General features: G+C 62.9%; 13 protein-coding genes. 4 read left to right on the plus strand and 9 right to left on the minus strand.

The genetic code is table 11. The annotated features are described in order from the left end of the window. Positions 1 to 33: 33 nt before the first annotated feature. The 5 genes from J2X76_RS22030 to J2X76_RS22050 all read right to left on the minus strand — a co-directional run bounded on the left by J2X76_RS22030 (position 34) and on the right by J2X76_RS22050 (position 5,315). Positions 34 to 861, minus strand: a complete 828-nt coding sequence (locus tag J2X76_RS22030) for an ATP-binding cassette domain-containing protein (RefSeq protein ID WP_310219435.1) — start codon at positions 859 to 861, stop codon at positions 34 to 36. Continuing rightward, positions 861 to 1,721, minus strand: a complete 861-nt coding sequence (locus J2X76_RS22035) for an ABC transporter ATP-binding protein (protein WP_310219436.1) — start codon at positions 1,719 to 1,721, stop codon at positions 861 to 863. The genes J2X76_RS22030 and J2X76_RS22035 overlap by 1 nt, the downstream gene beginning before the upstream one ends. Continuing rightward, positions 1,718 to 2,611 carry an ABC transporter permease gene (locus tag J2X76_RS22040; RefSeq protein ID WP_310219437.1) on the minus strand — a complete coding sequence of 298 codons (894 nt, stop codon included), beginning with the start codon at positions 2,609 to 2,611 and terminating at the stop codon, positions 1,718 to 1,720. The genes J2X76_RS22035 and J2X76_RS22040 overlap by 4 nt, the downstream gene beginning before the upstream one ends. Further along, complete coding sequence (locus tag J2X76_RS22045; protein ID WP_310219438.1) at positions 2,604 to 3,611, minus strand: ABC transporter permease; 1,008 nt, start codon at positions 3,609 to 3,611, stop codon at positions 2,604 to 2,606. The genes J2X76_RS22040 and J2X76_RS22045 overlap by 8 nt, the downstream gene beginning before the upstream one ends. Before the next feature lie 168 nt (positions 3,612 to 3,779). Then, entirely contained in the window at positions 3,780 to 5,315 is a 1,536-nt protein-coding gene (locus J2X76_RS22050; protein ID WP_310219439.1) for an ABC transporter substrate-binding protein, read from the minus strand. A 330-nt stretch (positions 5,316 to 5,645) separates the two neighbouring features. Between J2X76_RS22050 and J2X76_RS22055 the strand changes: the two genes are divergently transcribed. Together J2X76_RS22055 and J2X76_RS22060 are read left to right on the plus strand one after the other, a co-directional pair. Next, positions 5,646 to 7,802 carry an indolepyruvate ferredoxin oxidoreductase subunit alpha gene (locus tag J2X76_RS22055; RefSeq protein WP_310219440.1) on the plus strand — a complete coding sequence of 719 codons (2,157 nt, stop codon included), beginning with the start codon at positions 5,646 to 5,648 and terminating at the stop codon, positions 7,800 to 7,802. Positions 7,803 to 7,805: 3 nt separating this feature from the next. Further along, positions 7,806 to 9,353 (plus strand): indolepyruvate oxidoreductase subunit beta family protein, encoded by a 1,548-nt coding sequence (locus tag J2X76_RS22060; RefSeq protein ID WP_310219442.1) that lies wholly within the window; start codon positions 7,806 to 7,808, stop codon positions 9,351 to 9,353. Between the two features lie 69 nt (positions 9,354 to 9,422). Here J2X76_RS22060 and J2X76_RS22065 read toward each other — a convergent pair whose 3' ends face one another. Beyond that, positions 9,423 to 10,070, minus strand: a complete 648-nt coding sequence (locus J2X76_RS22065; protein WP_310219444.1) for a hypothetical protein — start codon at positions 10,068 to 10,070, stop codon at positions 9,423 to 9,425. A gap of 331 nt (positions 10,071 to 10,401) precedes the next feature. On the opposite strand from J2X76_RS22065, the gene mprF reads away from it, so the two are divergent. Together mprF and J2X76_RS22075 are read left to right on the plus strand one after the other, a co-directional pair. Further along, a complete protein-coding gene (gene mprF / locus J2X76_RS22070) occupies positions 10,402 to 12,984 on the plus strand; it encodes a bifunctional lysylphosphatidylglycerol flippase/synthetase MprF (RefSeq protein ID WP_113286487.1) in 2,583 nt (860 codons plus the stop codon). Continuing rightward, complete coding sequence (locus J2X76_RS22075; protein ID WP_310219445.1) at positions 12,981 to 14,351, plus strand: AcvB/VirJ family lysyl-phosphatidylglycerol hydrolase; 1,371 nt, start codon at positions 12,981 to 12,983, stop codon at positions 14,349 to 14,351. Before mprF ends, J2X76_RS22075 begins: the two co-directional genes overlap by 4 nt. Before the next feature lie 5 nt (positions 14,352 to 14,356). Here J2X76_RS22075 and J2X76_RS22080 read toward each other — a convergent pair whose 3' ends face one another. The 3 genes from J2X76_RS22080 to J2X76_RS22090 form a co-directional block, all read right to left on the minus strand. Beyond that, entirely contained in the window at positions 14,357 to 14,866 is a 510-nt protein-coding gene (locus J2X76_RS22080) for a MarR family transcriptional regulator (RefSeq protein ID WP_310219446.1), read from the minus strand. A gap of 29 nt (positions 14,867 to 14,895) precedes the next feature. Beyond that, positions 14,896 to 16,485: an NAD(P)/FAD-dependent oxidoreductase gene (locus J2X76_RS22085; protein ID WP_310219447.1), complete on the minus strand. Its 1,590-nt coding sequence runs from the start codon at positions 16,483 to 16,485 to the stop codon at positions 14,896 to 14,898. Positions 16,486 to 16,549: 64 nt separating this feature from the next. Then, a complete protein-coding gene (locus J2X76_RS22090; RefSeq protein WP_310219448.1) occupies positions 16,550 to 17,332 on the minus strand; it encodes a cyclase family protein in 783 nt (260 codons plus the stop codon). Between the last annotated feature and the right edge of the window lie 188 nt (positions 17,333 to 17,520).

The raw sequence follows: 17,520 nt of genomic DNA on the forward strand, positions 1-17,520 counted from the left end.
TCCTTCGCCATGGCATTTATCGGGGCGGCTTGTTCAGGCCTCGGTTTTCCGCTCCAGCCAGCCCGGGTCGTATTCGGGGAGCGGGATCGCATCGAGAAGCGCGCGGGTATAGGCCGCCGAAGGGGCGGCGAAAACCTGCTCGCAGGGGCCCTGCTCGACGATCCGGCCGAGCCGCAGCACATAGACATGGTCGCAGATGGCGCGGATGACCGAGAGATCGTGGCTGATGAAGGCCATGGCTAGACCGAGTTCCCGCGAAAGCTCTTTCAGCAGCTTCAGGGCCTGCGCCTGGGTGGAGACGTCGAGGCCCGAGACGATCTCGTCGGCGAGCACGAAATCCGGCTCCATCAGCACGGCGCGGGCGATGCCGATGCGCTGGCGCTGGCCGCCGGAAAGCTCGTGCGGGTAGCGATCGAGGCAGGCGGCGGGCAGGGAGACGCGGTCGAGCACGGCCTTGACCCGCGCCAGCGCCTCGGCGGTATCGCCGGCGAGTCCATGCAGCAGAAGCGGTCCGGTCAGAATGCGGCGGATCGTGTGGCGCGGGTTCAGCGAGGCCATGGGGTCCTGGAAGATCATCTGCATGCGGCGCCGCAGGGGCCGCATCTCGTTTTCCGGGATATGCGTGATGTCCTTGCCGTCGAAGGCAATGTTGCCGGAGGAGACATCGACGAGACGCAGCAGCGCACGGCCGAGCGTCGTCTTGCCGGAGCCGGATTCGCCGACGATGCCGATCGTCTGGCCGCGTCCGATGCGGATATCGACGCCATGGAGAACAGGCGTCGGGGTGTGGCCGCCGAACAGGCCTGCGCGCTTGCCGTAGGTGACTTCGATGCCGGTCGCGACGAGGAGGTTTCTGTCCATCAGCGAATCCCGATCTCCTGGCGGAGCGCATGGAAGATTTCCTCCGGCACCGGTTCCAGGCCGGCATCCGGCCGGTCGTAGCGTGGGCCGGCGGCGATCAGCGCCCTGGTGTAGGCATGCTGCGGGTTTTCGAGCACCGAGCGCACCGGCCCCTCCTCGATGACCTTGCCGGCATAAAGAAGCGTGACGCTGTCGCAGATCTGCGCGACGATGCCGAGATCGTGGGTGACGAACAGCACGCCGGTGCCGTGTGCCTCCTGCATGCGGCGGATGAGGCGGAGGATTTCCTTCTGGACCGTCACGTCGAGCGCTGTCGTCGGTTCGTCGGCGACGACCAGTTCCGGATCGACGGCGAAAGCCGCGGCGATCAGTACGCGCTGGCGCATGCCGCCCGAAAGCTGGTGGGGAAAGCTCGCCATCACGCGGTCGGGATCGCGGATCTGCACATCGGCCAGCAGCTGCAGGGCGCGTGCCTCGGCCGCCCTGGCTGAGAGCCCACGTTTTAGCCGAAGCCCGTCCGCCAACTGGGCGCCGATGCGGCGGCCCGGATTGAGTGCCGTCTGCGGGTCCTGGGGGATCAGCGCGATTTCCGAGCCCATGATGCTGCGCAGTTCCTGCGGCTTCATGGCCAGAAGGTCGCGGTTCTTGAAATTGATCCAGCCGCCGGTGACGCGGACGGTGCGCGGCAGAATGCCGAGGATCGCCTTGGCTATGGTCGACTTGCCGGCGCCGCTTTCCCCGACGAGGCCACGGACCTCGCCTTTCTTCAGCGAAAGGCTGACATCGCGCAGGACCGGCAGACCGCCTTCGCGATCGGAGACGGCCGAGAGGCCGGTGACGTTGAGAAGCATGTCTGTCATCGTCTCATCACCGGATCGAATGCCCGGCGCAGGCCGCCGCCAAGCTGGTTGAAGGCGAGGACGGTGGCGAAAAGCACGGCAAGCGGCGCGACAAGCAGCCACCAGGCATGGTGGATGAGCTGGCGTCCCTGCGCGATCATGCCGCCCCATGTCGGTGTGTCCGACGAGACCGACAGGCCGACGAAGGAGAGGATCGCCTCGACCACCACGGCGATGCCCATTTCCAGGCTGACGAGCGCGATCAGCACCGGAACGATGTTGGGGAAGATTTCGCGCGTCAGGATTTTCATACGTGGGAAACCGACGGTGCGGGCGGCGGTAATATAGTCGAGCTGCGCCTGGGCCAGCGTCTCGGCGCGCACCACCCGGCAGAAGCGGGTCCAATCGATGATGACGATCGCGGCGATGACCGAATGCACGCCGGAGCCGAAGACGGCGACCAGTAGGATCGACAGAAGCACCGGCGGAAAGGCCATCCAGATATCGACGATCCTTGAAATGATCCGGTCCGTCCAGCCGCCGTACCAGCCGGCGAGCAGGCCGAGCACGGTGCCGATCAGCGCCGCGAGGCTGGCCGAGCTAACGGCGACGAAAAGCGCGATGCGGCTGCCGTAGAGAAGCCGGGAGAGGACGTCGCGGCCGAGATCGTCGGTTCCGAGGTAATAACCTGGCTCGGCGCCGTCGAGCCAGGCCGGCGGCAGCGAGCCCAGCATCAGGTCCTGTTCAAGCGGGTCTTTGGGCGCGATCAACGGCGCGAGGATTGCGATGACCAGGAGCAGCAGGATGAAACCGCCGCCGAACAGGACTTTCGGCTCGGTGAGCAGGGTTTTGAACCGCGAGGGCGGGCGGAACTGCGCCGCGGGCCCGGTGATGGTGATCGGTTCAGCCATGACGGAGCCTCGGGTTAAGGGCTGCGGCCAGAAGATCGACTCCGAGATTGATGACGATAAAGATCGCGCCGAAGACCAGCACCAATCCCTGGATCAGCGGCAGGTCGCGGTTGATCACCGCGTCGATCGCCATGTTGCCGATGCCGGGATAGGAAAAGATGCGCTCGACGATGACTGTGCCGCCGACCAGGAAGGTGAACTGCACGCCTGTCAGCGACAGGGCCGGGCCGATGGCGTTGCGCAAGGCTTCCTGCAGTACCAGCCGCACTTCCGACATGCCCTTGAGGCGGGCCAGAAGCACGTAATCCTGCACCATGGCCTCCAGTAGCGCCTCCTTGAGAATACGGGTGATGACGGTGGCAAGCGGCAGGGCGAGCGCCAGCACCGGCATGACCATATGGGCGGCGATATCGAGGAAGATGTCAAAGCGCAGGCGGATGAGGCTTTCGGCGAGGTAGAACGGCGTCGCGAAATCGATCGACAGCGTCGGGTCGATCCGGCCGGAGAGCGGGAAGATCGGAAAAAGCACGCCGAGCAGGAGAACCAGCGCCAGCGCCCAGACGAAATCGGGCACCGCCAGCAGCACGCCGTTGGTGGCGTCGATTGCCGGTTCCAGAGGTGTGCGGCGAGACAGAGTGCCGATCACGGCCACCGCTCCGCCGATCAGTATGGCGACGAATAATGCCGCGAAGGCGAGTTCAAGCGTTGCCGGCAGGCGCCCGAGCAGCAATTCCAGGACATCGCGGCGCAGCGAGATTGAAGTGCCGAAATCGCCGACGAGCACCGCCTGCAGCCAGACGCCGAATTGCGCCGGCAGGCTGAGGTCGAGGCCGTATCTGGTGCGCAGCGCCAGGATGTCGGCGGGGCTTGCGCCCGGCGCGATCATCATCGCAATCGGATCGCCCGGCACGACGCGCAGCAACACGAAGACGATCAATGCGACGCCGAACAGCGTGATTGCTGCCATGACGAGTCGATTGAGGATGGATAAGGCGATCATGAGCATTCCTGGATTTGGCTGCCCCTCATCCGGCTGCCGCCACCTTCTCCCCGCGGGCGGGGAGAAGGGATATGTCGCGGCCTCTCCGTCCCTCTCCGGCGTCGCGTGTGGTACGTCCCCTCTCCCCGCGAGCGGGGAGAGGGTTAGGGCGAGGGGCAAACCCGTCGATCAGGCCTTAGACACCAAGGTCGGCTGCAGCGCGCCGGACACATTCGGCACGACCTTCAGCTTGTCCTTGTAGACGATCGGCTGGACATACTGGAGGAGCGGGATGACATAGCCCTGTTCGGCGATGTACTTGCTCACCGCCTTCCAGCCGGCGATGCGCTTCTTCTCGTCCTTTTCGCCCCAGAGCGGCATGATCATGTTGTCGAGATCGTCCGTGTTCCAGACCGAGTGCGGCGAGGGGCCGAACATGGCAAAGCCGGTAGAGGTGGTCGGGTCGGCGATCGCGTTGCCCCAGTTGTAGAAAGCGGCGGGGGCAAGCTGGTCGGCGGCGCGCAGTTCGTAATGCTTGGCGATCTCGTAGACTTCGATTTCCGCTTCGATGCCGACGCGGCGCCACATGCCGACGATCGCCTGGATCATTTCGTAATCCTTCGGCTTGAAGCCGCGCGTCGTCTGGATCTTGAACTTCACCGGCTTTTCGGTCGAGAAACCGGAGGCCTTCAGGAGTTCCTTCGCCTTGTTCTGGTCGTAGCCAACCTTGATCGAGGCGTCATAGGCGTCGTATTCCGGCGCTTCCAGCGTATCGATCGGCACGCCGTAACCCTTCAGCAGCCGGTCGACGATCGCCTTCTTGTCGATTGCGTGGTGGGCGGCAAGACGCACGTTCTTGTCGAGCATGGCGTCGATATTGTTGAGGAAGATCATGCCGATATCCGAGATCGGCTTTGCCGCACCCTTCAGGCCCTTCTTGTCCTTCAGGCGGTCGTATTCCTCGTAAGGGATTTCGAGCGTGATATCGGAGGAGCCGGATTCGATTTCGGCGACGCGGCTCGTCGCATCCGGCACGAACTTGAAGACGACCGTGTCGAAGGCCGGCTTGCCGCCGTAATAGTTCGGGTTAGCCTTCAAGCGCAGGAAGGCGTTGCCCTCATAGGCATCGACCATATACGGCCCGGTCCCGATCGGCTTCTTTTCGAAACCTTCGGCCCCGACCTTTTCATAATAGGCCTTCGGCATCACGTAGCCGGTGAGGAAGGCCATCCATTTGAAGAAGGTCGGGTCGTATTGCTTGACGTCGCCGGTGATGCGCTTTCCGTCGATCTTATAGTTGGAGACGCCGCCCCAGACGAATTGGATCGGATTGCCGGTTTCGGGCTTCGCGGCGCGTTCCAGCGACCAGACGATGTCGGCCGGGGTGAAATCGGAGCCGTCATGCCATTTGACGCCCTCGCGGACATCCATCCAGACCTTGGTCTTGTCGTCGTTCCAGCCCCAGGCGGTCAGCAGCCCCGGTTGGAACGAAAGATCGGGACCCTGACCGATGAACTGGTCGAAGATCGAGCGATAGATCGCCTGGATCGTCGGGTTGACGGCGGAGGGACCGACCGTCGGGTCGAAGGAGGGCAGGTTGACGTTATAGGCGATGGTCAGCGTTGAGCTGTCCTGCGCGAAAACTGCATTACGTCCGGAAAATACGCCTGTCAGAAAAGTGGCCGCGCCAAGGCTCAATGCCTGGCGCCGGGAGAGCGTCGTCATGATCTAACTCCATTGTTCCCTGGTGGCCAAACTTGCGGACAGGCTGTCCGTGTCGGGCTCATTCGTGTGAATGGTTGAACGTTAAAATAAGTGCGAAACGGCGGCAAGGACTATTTGCAACCGAACGTTTGCGATTTTTATGCCGAAGCGATCAAATAATATGCATTAGCATATATAATGGTTCTTGTTACCGCCGGTCATCATACGATGAACGCTTGGAATAGCGCGTAGTATTCCCGCGGCATTTGTGAATTGACAAATGCCCGGTGCAGAAAATATGCTTTTGCAAATGATTATCGAATGAAGCCGACAAGGCGAAGGGGAACTGCCATGGCCGAGCGATCTTTTGCGCGCGAAGTCGAGGATCTCAAACTTGGAGAAGGCGAGATTTTCCGGGGTGAAGGCATTCTCGCCATCACCAAGGCGCTGCTGCAATCCGGCGTTTCCTATGTCGGCGGTTACCAGGGCTCGCCGATCTCGCACCTGATGGACGTGCTGGCCGATGCCAAGGACATCATGGAGGATCTCGGGGTTCATTTCGAGACTTCCGCCTCGGAAGCGGCAGCGGCGGCGATGTTGTCTGCCTCCGTCATGTATCCGGTGCGCGGCGCGGTCACCTGGAAATCGACGGCCGGCACCAACGTCGCCTCGGACGCGCTCTCCAACCTCTCCTCCGGCGGCGTCAACGGCGGCGCGCTGATCATCCTCGGCGAGGATTTCGGCGAAGGCTCTTCGATCATGCAGGAACGCAGTCATGCGTTCGCGATGAAGTCGCAGATGTGGCTTCTCGACCCGCGTCCCAACCTGCCGGCTATGGTTCAGGCCGTTGAAGACGGCTTCCAGCTTTCGGAAGCCTCCAACACCCCTGTCATGCTGGAAGTGCGCATCCGCGCCTGCCATGTGCATGGCCAGTTCGTCGCGAAGAACAACAAGCGGCCCGATTTCACGCTGAAGCAGGCGCTGGAAAACCCGGTCCGCGATGTCAACCGCATCGTCTTGCCGCCGGCGAATTTCGCGCAGGACAAGGACAAGCTGGAGCGCCGCTGGCCGGCCGCCGTCAACTTCATCAAGGAGAAGAAGCTCAACGAGCATTTTGGCCCCGAGGAAGGCGAGATCGGCATCATCACGCTCGGCGGTCTCTACAACGGCGTCATGCGCGGCCTGCAGCAGCTTGGCCTGGCGGATGTCTACGGCAATTCCTCGATCCCGATCTATGTGATGAACGTCGCCTACCCGATGATCGACGACGAAGTGGTCGATTTCTGCGTCGGCAAGAAGGCCGTGATCATGGTGGAAGAGGGCGCTCCGGAATATATCGAGCAGTCGCTGCACACGTTGATGCGCCGCCGCGATATCCAGACCCGCCTGCACGGCAAGGACATCCTGCCGCTCGGCGGGGAATATACCGCGCCTGTCATGATGAAGGGGCTGAAGACCTTCATAGAGATGTACGATCGGCTGCTGCTCGGCAACCAGCCGCCGGTGCCGGATCCGACGCCCATCCTCAACGACCCCAAGGTCAAGGCGCTGGCCGAAGTCGTGCCGGCACGTCCTGCCGGTTTCTGCACCGGCTGTCCGGAGCGGCCGATCTTTGCTGCCATGAAGCTGGTCGAGAAGGAACTCGGCGAACATCATGTCTCGGCCGATATCGGCTGCCACCTTTTCTCGATCCTGCCGCCGTTCAATATCGGCGGCACGACGATGGGTTACGGCCTCGGGCCAGCGTCGGCTTCCGCATTCAACGTCGAAGCCGACAAGCGCTCGATCGCGGTCATGGGCGATGGCGGCTTCTGGCACAACGGTCTTGCGACCTCGGTCGGCAATGCCGTCTTCAATAAGCAGGACGGTGTCATCCTCGTCGTCGACAATTTCTATTCGGCGGCAACCGGCGGGCAGGACATCCTGTCGTCGCGGGCCATCAATCCGAACCGCAAGACCAACAACTCGATCGTCAATGCGGTGAAGGGCATCGGCGCCACCTGGGTGCGCCAGATCGATCGCACCTATGATGTCGGAAAGATGCGGGACACGCTGAAGGAGGCGCTGACCAGCAAGGAAAAAGGCCCGAAGATCATCGTCGCCTCTTCCGAATGCATGCTGAACAAGCAGCGCCGGGTGAAGCCGCAATTCAATAAGGCGGTCAAGGACGGCAAGCGCATGGTCAAGGAGCGCTTCGGCGTGGACGAGGACGTCTGCACGGGCGATCACGCCTGCATCCGGCTTTCCGGCTGCCCGTCGCTGTCGGTCAAGCACACGGACGATCCGTTGAAGGACGATCCGGTTGCGGCGATCGACAATAGCTGCGTCGGCTGCGGCAATTGCGGCGAGGTTTCGGAAGCGGCCGTTCTCTGTCCCTCGTTCTATCGCGCCGACGTCATTCACAATCCGACCGGCTGGGACAGGTTCCTCTCGAAATTCCGTAGCTCGGTGATCGGCTGGCTGCAGGCCCGTCGTGCCGCCGGCCGCGTCGTGTTCGCGGAGGCTTGATCCATGAATGAGACGGTAAACCCCAAGACGCTCCATGCTTCCGACAAGCCCCTGACGCTTGCCATCATGGCCATGGGCGGCCAGGGCGGCGGCGTGCTGGCCGACTGGATCGTCGGCCTTGCCGAAGAGCAGGGCTGGATGGCGCAGTCGACTTCGGTGCCGGGCGTTGCCCAGCGTACCGGCGCGACGATCTATTATATCGAGATGCTGCCGGCCCGTGACGGCGTGTCGCCGATCTTCTCGCTGATGCCGACGCCGGGCGATGTCGATGTCGTGCTCGCCGCCGAATTGATGGAGGCCGGCCGCTCCGTGCTGCGCGGCCTCGTGACGCCGGACAAGACAACGCTGATCGCCTCGACGCACCGTTCTTTCGCGGTTGGCGAAAAGGAAAAGCCGGGCGACGGCATCGGCGATCCGACCGTGGTGGTCGGGGCGACCGATTTCGCCGCCAGGCGCACCATCGCCTTCGACATGGATACGCTGGCGCTCAAGAACGGCAGCGTGATCTCCGCTTCGATGTTCGGTGCGCTTGCCGCGGCGGACGTGCTGCCTTTTTCCAAGGAAGCGTTCGAGGCGACGATCCGCGGCGGCGGCAAGGGCGTCGAGCCCAGCCTGCGCGCCTTCAACGCCGCCTATGAGCGCACCAGAGCCAAGCCGCGGGACGAAGTCACCGCCTCGGCGCCAAAGCGTTTCGATGTCATGCCGGAAACCGCCGGCCATCCGGACCTCGATCGGCTGGTGCATCGTATGCGCGCCGAATTCCCGGAGGTCGCCTGGCCGCTGCTGTTTGCCGGCGTCAAGAAGCTCACGGATTTCCAGGACCCGGCCTATGCCGGCGAATATCTCGACCGGGCCGGCAAGCTTCACGCGCTCGACCGGGCCAATGGCGGCGAGGATCGTGACTATGCCTTCACCGTCCAGTCGGCGAAATACGTCGCCGTCGCCATGGCCTATGACGATGTGATCCGCGTCGCCGACCTGAAAACCCGCGGCTCGCGTTTCGATCGTGTCCGCAAGGAGGTCGGCGTCAAGCAGGACCAGGTTCTCTACATGACCGAATACATGCATCCGCGCATGGAAGAAGTCGTCGGAACCATGCCGAAGACATTGGGCCTGTGGGTGGAAAACCGTCCCAAGGTTTTCGCCTGGCTCGACCGTCGCATCAACAAGGGCCGCCGGGTGCAGACCGGCACGCTCTTCTGGTTCCTGACGCTCTACACGCTGGCGGCACTCCGCCGCATCCGCCGCGGCACGCTGCGGCATGCGCGGGAAATCGAGCATCGCGAAGCCTGGCTCCAGACGGCGACGTCGCTGCTTTCGCGGAACTATGACCTCGCGGTCGAGGTGATCAACAATCGACGACTGGTGAAGGGCTATTCCGACACCCATGCACGCGGGCTTTCAAAGTTCGATCGGGTGATGTCGGCATTGGGGACCCTGGCGGACCGCGAAGACGGTGCGGCCTGGATGAAACGTCTGCGCCAGGCGGCGTTGCTGGATGAAAACGGCATTGCGCTGGATGGAGCGTTGAAGACGGTTTCCACCCTTTGAAGGGAGAGCCGTCGCGTTCTCGCGGCGGCATGCCAATCCGCTTCGCATACCAGCCGTTCGCCGCAATGATCATCCGCGGCTGGAAGCCGCCAGGGCGGTGTTCAGAACCTTGCTGCAGAAGTTCATATTCAGCAACGGGTTAAGAGATGTGGGCCCGCGGGTCGGGTCCTGTCCGCTGATGCAGGCAACCACCAGTGCCGACAGCGTGGCCTGGCGCGGATTTATGGCGCCGGTCGGGGTGGCAACCGGCTTGCCGTCCGGCCCAATGACGGGGCGGCCGACCAGAGCGACCAGAAGATTGCCGTATTGGCTGAGAATGATGGAATAGGCATCATGGCCGATGAAGCCGTTGGCATAGGCCTCGCAGGCTCTATACAGGCCGTCGCGCAGCGCCAGCACGGCACCGGCGCGGCCCTCTCCCTCCTCGATACTTTCATCCGTCTTGGCATCCGGCGCGACTTCGGTCGTGGTTCCGGTCGAACTGGTGATCTTGACCGTTGCTTTGGCGGATTTGTCGAAAGCAACCGTGTAGTCCGGGCTGGGTTCGCTGCAAATGATCGGATAGCCCAGTCGTTTGCGTTCGGTGATGAGCCTGAAATTGCCGGTCATGACCAGAGATTTGGTGCCGCCGATTTCGGCTTGCTGCACCTTTTCATTCGCGGAGGTACAACCTACCAATGCCGCCGCGAGCGCGGCAGCGCAGATCTTGTCAAACATGTCCCCGATCCCCCTGCAGCAACTTGCTGCCAGCGTCGGCATCTCCACTCTTAACCGGTGGGCCCTCGATGCCTCGGATGGTTAATGTGCGTTAAGAAATCATGTTTTGCAATCAAAAGTTATAATGTATTTATAAAACACGCACCCGCCGGATGAGTTCTTCTTGAAGAGGGTGGGTTTCAGCTCGGCTGGGCTGCGCGCAGAACACGCTCAAGGCGGCGGTCATGCTCCGGTTTTAAGCATACAGACACATTATAGCCGCGATCCCGTTGCTTTTGCTGCGCATCTGTCCAAAAACTAGATGCGAAGTTCTTCAGCACCGGCAGTTCACATGGAATCCACGGATCGTCAGCCAAGTCGCTTTCGAGACATCCTTGAGACGTATCGTCCTTACCTCATCGCTGCGGCGGCGTTGGCGGTTTTCGCGTTCACGACTTTTGCGATCTACAACCTCACGAACGAGGTCAGCTATGACGACGTTATCGAGGCCCTCGCCAACACGCGCTGGTCTTCGATCGGCCTTGCGGTGTTCTTCACGGCACTGAGTTTCGCGGCCCTGGTCGGCTACGACGTGAACGCGATCACCTATATCGGCCGGTCGCTGCCTTTCGTGCCTGTCGCGATAACGGCGTTCAGCGCCTATGCCGTGGGCAATACGGCCGGATTTGGCGCGCTCAGCGGCGGCGCCATCCGGTTCCGCGCCTATTCGCGCCTGGGGCTTTCGCCGGACGATATCGGGCGCGTCATCGCGTTCGTGACGCTCGCCTTCGGCATCGGGCTTCTGGCGGTCACCGCGCTGGCGTCGCTGGTCACGGCGCCGAGGATCGGTGCCATTCTCGACATCGACGGGGATTGGGTGCGCGCCGGCGCGGTGGTGATCATCATCGTGCTGACCGCCGTCGTGATCCTTGGGCGAGACGGGCGGACGGTTTCGGTGGGAAGCCTCAGCATCCGCCTGCCGGATACCCGTACGTCCTCGCAGCAGTTCCTGATCACCGCACTCGATATCGCCGCCTCGGCTTCCGTCCTCTACGTGCTTCTGCCGCAGACGGAAATCGGCTGGCCTTCCTTCCTGGCCATCTATGCGACGGCCGTCGGCCTCGGCGTCCTGAGCCATGTACCCGCCGGTCTGGGCGTCTTCGAAACGGTGATCGTTGCCGCACTTGGCAACAGGGTCAGCCTTGACGAAGTGCTCGGCAGCCTCGTTCTCTACCGCGTCATCTATCACGTCCTGCCGCTGCTCATTGCCACGCTGGTGGTGATCGGCGTCGAGATCCGGCAGCTTGCGCATCACCCCGTCGCCTCGACGCTCCGCAAGCTCGAATTCCGCCTCGCGCCGCCGCTTCTGGCAACCTTCTCGATGATCGCCGGGGCCATGCTGATCTTCTCGAGCGTGACCCCGACGCCGGATTCCGACATCAATTTCCTCGGCAACTACCTGCCGCTGCCGGTGTTCGAAGGCGCGCATTTCCTGTCCAGCATTCTCGGCCTGCTGCTGTTCGTCGCGGCGCGCGGCATCGGCCAGCGGCTGGACGGCGCGTGGTGGACCGGCATGGTCTGCACTGCCCTGGCGCTGGTTCTCTCCTTCATGCGGGCGCTCGCACTTTTCGAGGCGACGTTCCTGATCATCCTGCTGATCGGCCTGTTTCTCAGTGCCAAGCAGTTCAAGCGCCGGGCATCGCTGTTCGGACATGTGCTGACGCCCAGCTGGATCGCGGCCATGTTCATCGTCGTCGCCGCGGCGATCACGGTCCTGCTGTTTGTCTATCGCGAGGTGGACTACAGCCGGGAGCTCTGGTGGCAGTTCGAGTTCTCCGGGGAAGCGCCGCGCGGATTGCGCGCCGTCCTCGGCCTAGCGATTTTTGCGGCGACGATCTCCGTGTTCAGCCTTCTGCGGCCGGCGGCTCGACGTTCGGCATTGTCGACGCCGGGCGACCTCGAGCGGGCAGTGCAGCTCGTCATGGCGCAGGACAACGCCGACGCCAATCTTGTACGGATGGGTGACAAGCGGCTGATGTTCTCCGAAAGCGGCAAGGCCTTTATCATGTACGGCATTCAGGGCCGTTCCTGGATCGCGCTTTTTGATCCGGTCGGACCGCAGGAGGAGAAGGCGGATCTTGTCTGGCGTTTCGTCGAGGAGGCCCGTGCCCAGGGCGGCCGTGCCGTGCTCTATCAGATTTCGCCGGGCCTCCTTTCACATTGTGTCGATGCGGGTCTCAGGGCCTTCAAGCTCGGCGAACTGGCGATCGTCGATCTGTCGCATTTCGACCTCAAGGGCAGCCGGCTTGCTGCGCTTCGCCAGGCCATCAACAAGGGCGTCCGGGAAGGTTTGGAGTTTTCGGTCATCGAGCAGCCGGATGTGATGACCCATGTCGAAGAACTCAGGCGCGTGTCGGATGCCTGGCTCGAAGATCACAACACGCGCGAGAAGACATTCTCGCTCGGCGCTTTCCGGGATGACTATGTCAGCGCCCAGCCGGTCGCGATCCTCAGGAAGGACGGCAGGATCGTCGCCTTCGCGACGCTGTCGCTCACCGATACGAAGTATGAAGGTACCGTCGATCTGATGCGCTTCATGCCGGGCGCCCCGAAAGGCTCCATGGATTTCCTGTTCGTGAAGATCATGGAATATCTTCGCGATGCCGGTTATGGACATTTCAATCTCGGCATGGCCCCACTTTCGGGCATGTCGACGCGCGAGGCTGCGCTCGCATGGGACCGGATCGGCAGCGTCGTTTTCGAACACGGCGAACGGTTCTACAATTTCAAAGGGTTGAAAGCTTTCAAGTCGAAGTTCCAGCCCGCCTGGGAGCCGCGTTATCTGGCTGTGGCAGGGGGCGTCAGCCCCGCCATCGTGATGATGGACGCAACGCTTCTGATCGGCGGCGGCTTGAGAGGAGTGGTCGGTAAATGATGTTTCTACGTTCTCTTTCGATGGCGCTTGCCGCCCTGACGTTCGGCGCCTTGACGGCTGCTGCCCAGGATCAGCAGGATTATCACACGGGCCTGATCCCGCAGCCGCGCATCCTTGTGCCGAACAATGGTAGCGATCTTGAAGGCATCGTGTTCCTGATTTCCGGCAGTCGGGGTTGGGGCGCGCCGGAGGATGCCGAGGCGCAGAAGCTGCTCGCCGCCGGCGCGGCCGTGGTCGGCATCGATTTCCCGTCCTATGTCAAATCGCTCAACGCCGATGACGGCGAGTGCATCTACATGGTGTCTGATATCGAGGACGTCTCCCAGCAGGTGCAGCGGCGGATCGGAAACCCGCAATACCGCCACCCGATCGTTGCCGGCATCGGGGAAGGCGGCGCGCTGGCGCTTGCGATGATCTCTCAGAGCCCGGCCGCGACGATCGAGGAGGCAATCGCCGTCGATCCGCTGGCGGGCATCCCGCTGGCCAAGGAACTCTGCACCCCGGCATCCAAACAGAAAGCCGGCGATCGCACGATCTACGGTTTTGACGACGGCGCGTTGCCGGCGGCGGTGGCGATTGTTTCCACGCCTTCCGCCGATGCCGGCGGCAAGGCGCATGGACAGCGCCTGAAGCAGGACCACCCGGAGGTGGAGTTGATCAATTCCGGCGAGACGCCGGATGTGGCGCTGTCGCAGGTGCTCGCCACCCGTATCGCGGCGGCCGGGCGGATCAATCAGCCGCTCGACCTTCCCCTGACCATTCTCCAGGCCAAGCCGGCCATGAACACGATGGCGGTGATCTTTTCCGGCGATGGCGGCTGGCGCGACCTCGACAGCGAGGTGGGCGGCTATCTTCAATCGCAGGGCATTCCGACGGTCGGACTGGATTCGTTGCGTTACTTCTGGTCCGAACGCACGCCGCAGGCGACGGCGGATGATCTGTCAAAGATCATCGAACACTATCGCCGGCAATGGGGTGTCCAGAACGTGCTGCTGATCGGTTACTCGTTCGGCGCGGACGTGCTGCCCGCGACCTACAATTCCCTGCCGGCCGCAGACCGCGCACGGGTCAAGCAGATCACGCTGCTCGGCCTCTCGCGTGACGTGGACTACGAGATTTCGGTCACCGGCTGGCTTGGCGTCGCAGGCGCCGGCAAGGGCGGCGATACGATGAAGGACGTCGTCAAGATCGATCCGAAGATCCTTCAATGCGTCTACGGCACCGACGAGGACGATGATCCCTGCCCGACGCTGAAGGACAGGGGCGTCGAAGTCGTGCCGATCGAGGGCGGTCATCATTTCGACGAGAACTATCAGGCGCTCGGCAAGCGCATCCGCGACAGCCTGCAGACACGGCTGTCGAAATAGCCCGATCAGATTTCGTGCTTGCGGATGTTGAGGAGGATCTTGTGCAGCGTGCCCGTGAAGGCGCGGTATTCCTCCTCGTCGATGCCGTCGAACATCCGCACCAGTGAATCATACATGGTCGGCCAGAAGCGGCCGAAAGCGGCGCGGCCTTCCTCCGTGATGGTCACGTCGCGGATGCGCATGTCTTCTGCGCGGGGCGTGCGGCGGATATAGCCCTGCTCCTCGAGGGAATCGAGCGTGCGGCTCATGGTCGACTGCTCGATGACGGCAAAGATCGAAAGCTCGTTGATGGTGAGCGAGGCGGAGACGCTGAGGACCGCGAGCGTGCGCATCTTGGCGGTCGAGAGCTCGTACTCGCGCAATTCCTCCGCCATGTTGGAATTCCAGCGGGAGATGATCCGGTTCATCAGATACGGCGCGAAATGGTTGAGGCCGATCTCGCCCATGGTCGGCCGATTTTCCTGATCGCCTTCCTGGTGCCAGCGCAGCACCACGCCCGAAAACCGTTCTGCCATGAAATCCATCTCTCCTAAGCCGCCTCGCTTCAACGCAGCGACGATGCGAGCAGAAAGCCCGAGCCGCCCGACAGCCCCGGTCCCGGATGGGTCGAGGCGCCGATATGATAGAGGTCCGGCACGTGGGTGCGGTGGTTAACAGACGACTTGAAGGGTCGCCAGAGGAAAAACTGGTCGAGTCCGCAGAAACCGCCATAGGGATCGCCGCCGACGAGGTTCATGTTCAACGCTTCCAGGTCAGCAGGCGAATAGGCGCGGCGGGCGAGCTTGATCTCGGCGAAGTTCTCGATGTGGCGGGAAAGCAGTGCTTCGATGCGGTCGGCGTAACGTTCGCGCAACTCCTCGGTCCAGCGGCCGTCGGCGGGCGTGGCGATCTCGCCGGCCGCGTCGCCCTTGATGAAGCGCGGCGCTTCGGGAAGCTGCAGCCAGAGAACGGATTTGCCATCCGGCGCGCGTGAAGGGTCGAAGCTGGCTGGTTGGCCGACACAGACGGTCGGTTCGGCGGGCAGCAGGCCGCGTTCGCATTCGTTGGTGGCGCGGGAGACGCCATCGAGGCCGGGCGTCAGGTGCAGCAATGCCACCTTGGCGAGATCCGGATCCCCCTTCCAGCGCGGCGGTGCGGAGAGGGCATAGTGGATCTGCATATTGCCCTTGCCGTATCGATACCGGGCCACGCCTTCCTGAATCTCGGTCGGTGCCGGCTGCGGCCAGTCCCTGAGCAGCCGGTCGTAGATCTGGTTCGGCGTCGTCGAGCACACGACGCCGGATGTGGCGTTGATCGTCTCGCCGCCAACCAGCCGAACGCCGGCGGCCTTGCTGCCCGGGCCGGGAAGGATGCGTTCGACATCCGTACCCGTGCGGATCGCGCCGCCCTGATCGGCGATCAGTCGTTCGAAAGCCCTGACGAGGTTCGCAGCGCCTCCCTTGACGATCGGGCAGCCGGCAAGTTCGATGGCAAAACCGATGACCTTGACCATCTCGGCCGAATAGGCGCTTTCCGGCGCCAGGCCGCAATGCAGGACCCAGGGCGCCCAGAGGGCGTGGGCGGTTTCGGACCTGTAGGTGGTTTCGAGGTAGCCGCGTGCGGGCGTCAGGGCATCGCCGAACCAGGCGGCAAGCTGGCGCAAGCCCTTGCTCCAACCCTGTTTCGCGACCGTCTTCAGCGTGGTACCGGACCAGAGCGCTCCGCCCAGCAGCGAAAACAGGAAGGAGGCATCGGCGCCGAGGGCGTTCATTTCCTTGTCGAAGGTCTTGCCGTCGCCAACCGCGAGCGCCTCGAAGGTGGCGATATTGCGCTGGCGATCTTTCGAGAGGATGACGGAAGAACCGTCAGGGCGCAGCACGCCGGTCGGCAGGTCGGTATGGGCGAATTCAAGGCCGCGGGCTTCGAGATCCTTGCCGAGCGCGCCATAGGCGGGCGAGGTCAGGAACAGCACCATGGTGGTGGCCATCACGTCATGGGTAAAGCCCGGCGCCGTCACCTCCTCCGTGCACAGGCAGCCGCCGACGCGGTCGCTACGCTCCAGGACGAGAACCTTCTTGCCTTTCTTGCCGAGCATGGCGGCGGCAACCAGTGCGTTGATACCGCTGCCGACGATGATGTAGTCAAAATCCGCCATGCCGCCCGCCTTTCCGCTGGATACAGAAAGGGCCGGAACCTTCCGGTCCGGCCCTTCGATTGGATCAGGCGATCAGCGCCAGCGCGCGAACCGGCGAGCCGGTGCCCTTGACGAGCTTCAGCGGTGCGGCGATCAGCACGGCGCCCTTCGGCGGCAGCTGGTCGAGGTTGGACAAGGAGGCCAGGCCGTATTTGCCGGCTCCATGCATGAGGTTATGGGCCGGGAAGGGCGGGTTCATGCCGCCGGCCGAGCCGGCATCGGTGCCGATGGTTTCCTGGCCCCAGCCGATGATGTTTTTCGAGATCAGGTATTGGATCGCTTCGGCAGTCGGGCCGGGCGAATGCGGGCCGTTCTCGTCGGCATTCAGGAAGGTTTCGGTGGAGCCGTTGCGCTTGTACCAGTCGGAGCGCATCAGCACCCAGCTGCCGGCTTCGATCGCGCCATGCTCGGCTTCCCATTCCTTGATGCTGTCGACGGTCAGCAGATAGTCCGGGTTTTCTGCGGCTTCTTTGGAACGGTCGATGACATTGACCGGCGCGACGAAATTCTGCGGCGGGATGGTGTCGGTCGTGTTGTTTTCCTTGTCCTTGCCGGTGATCCAATGACAGGGCGCATCGAAATGGGTGCCGGTGTGCTCGCCGAGCTCCAGCCAGTTCCAGGCCCAGAACGGACCGTCCTGGTCGTACGCCGAGATGGTGTGGACGGCGACCTTCGGGGTGTTCTTGCCGAACTGCGGCGGCAGGTAGAGAACGGGGGTGTCCGGCCCGAGCGGCGCCGTCAGGTCGACGACCTTGACCGAGCCGGAAAGAAGAGCGGAAGCGAGACTGGTGAGCGTGGTGGAAGACATGGTGCCGGGTTCCCCTTGAATGACCGGTTTCGTGAGCCGGGCGGCAGGCCGGTTTCCTCTCCGGCCGCCGCTAACCGATGAGCGAGCCTATTGCAGAAAATATGAGGATGCAAGCAATCGGCCAGGGCTGCGCCGCGCAAATTTGCGTGGTCGTTTTGTATGAGAAATACCCGGGATTTTCATGCGGA

The organism is Neorhizobium sp. 2083, from assembly GCF_031455615.1.
GTDB lineage: Bacteria > Pseudomonadota > Alphaproteobacteria > Rhizobiales > Rhizobiaceae > Neorhizobium.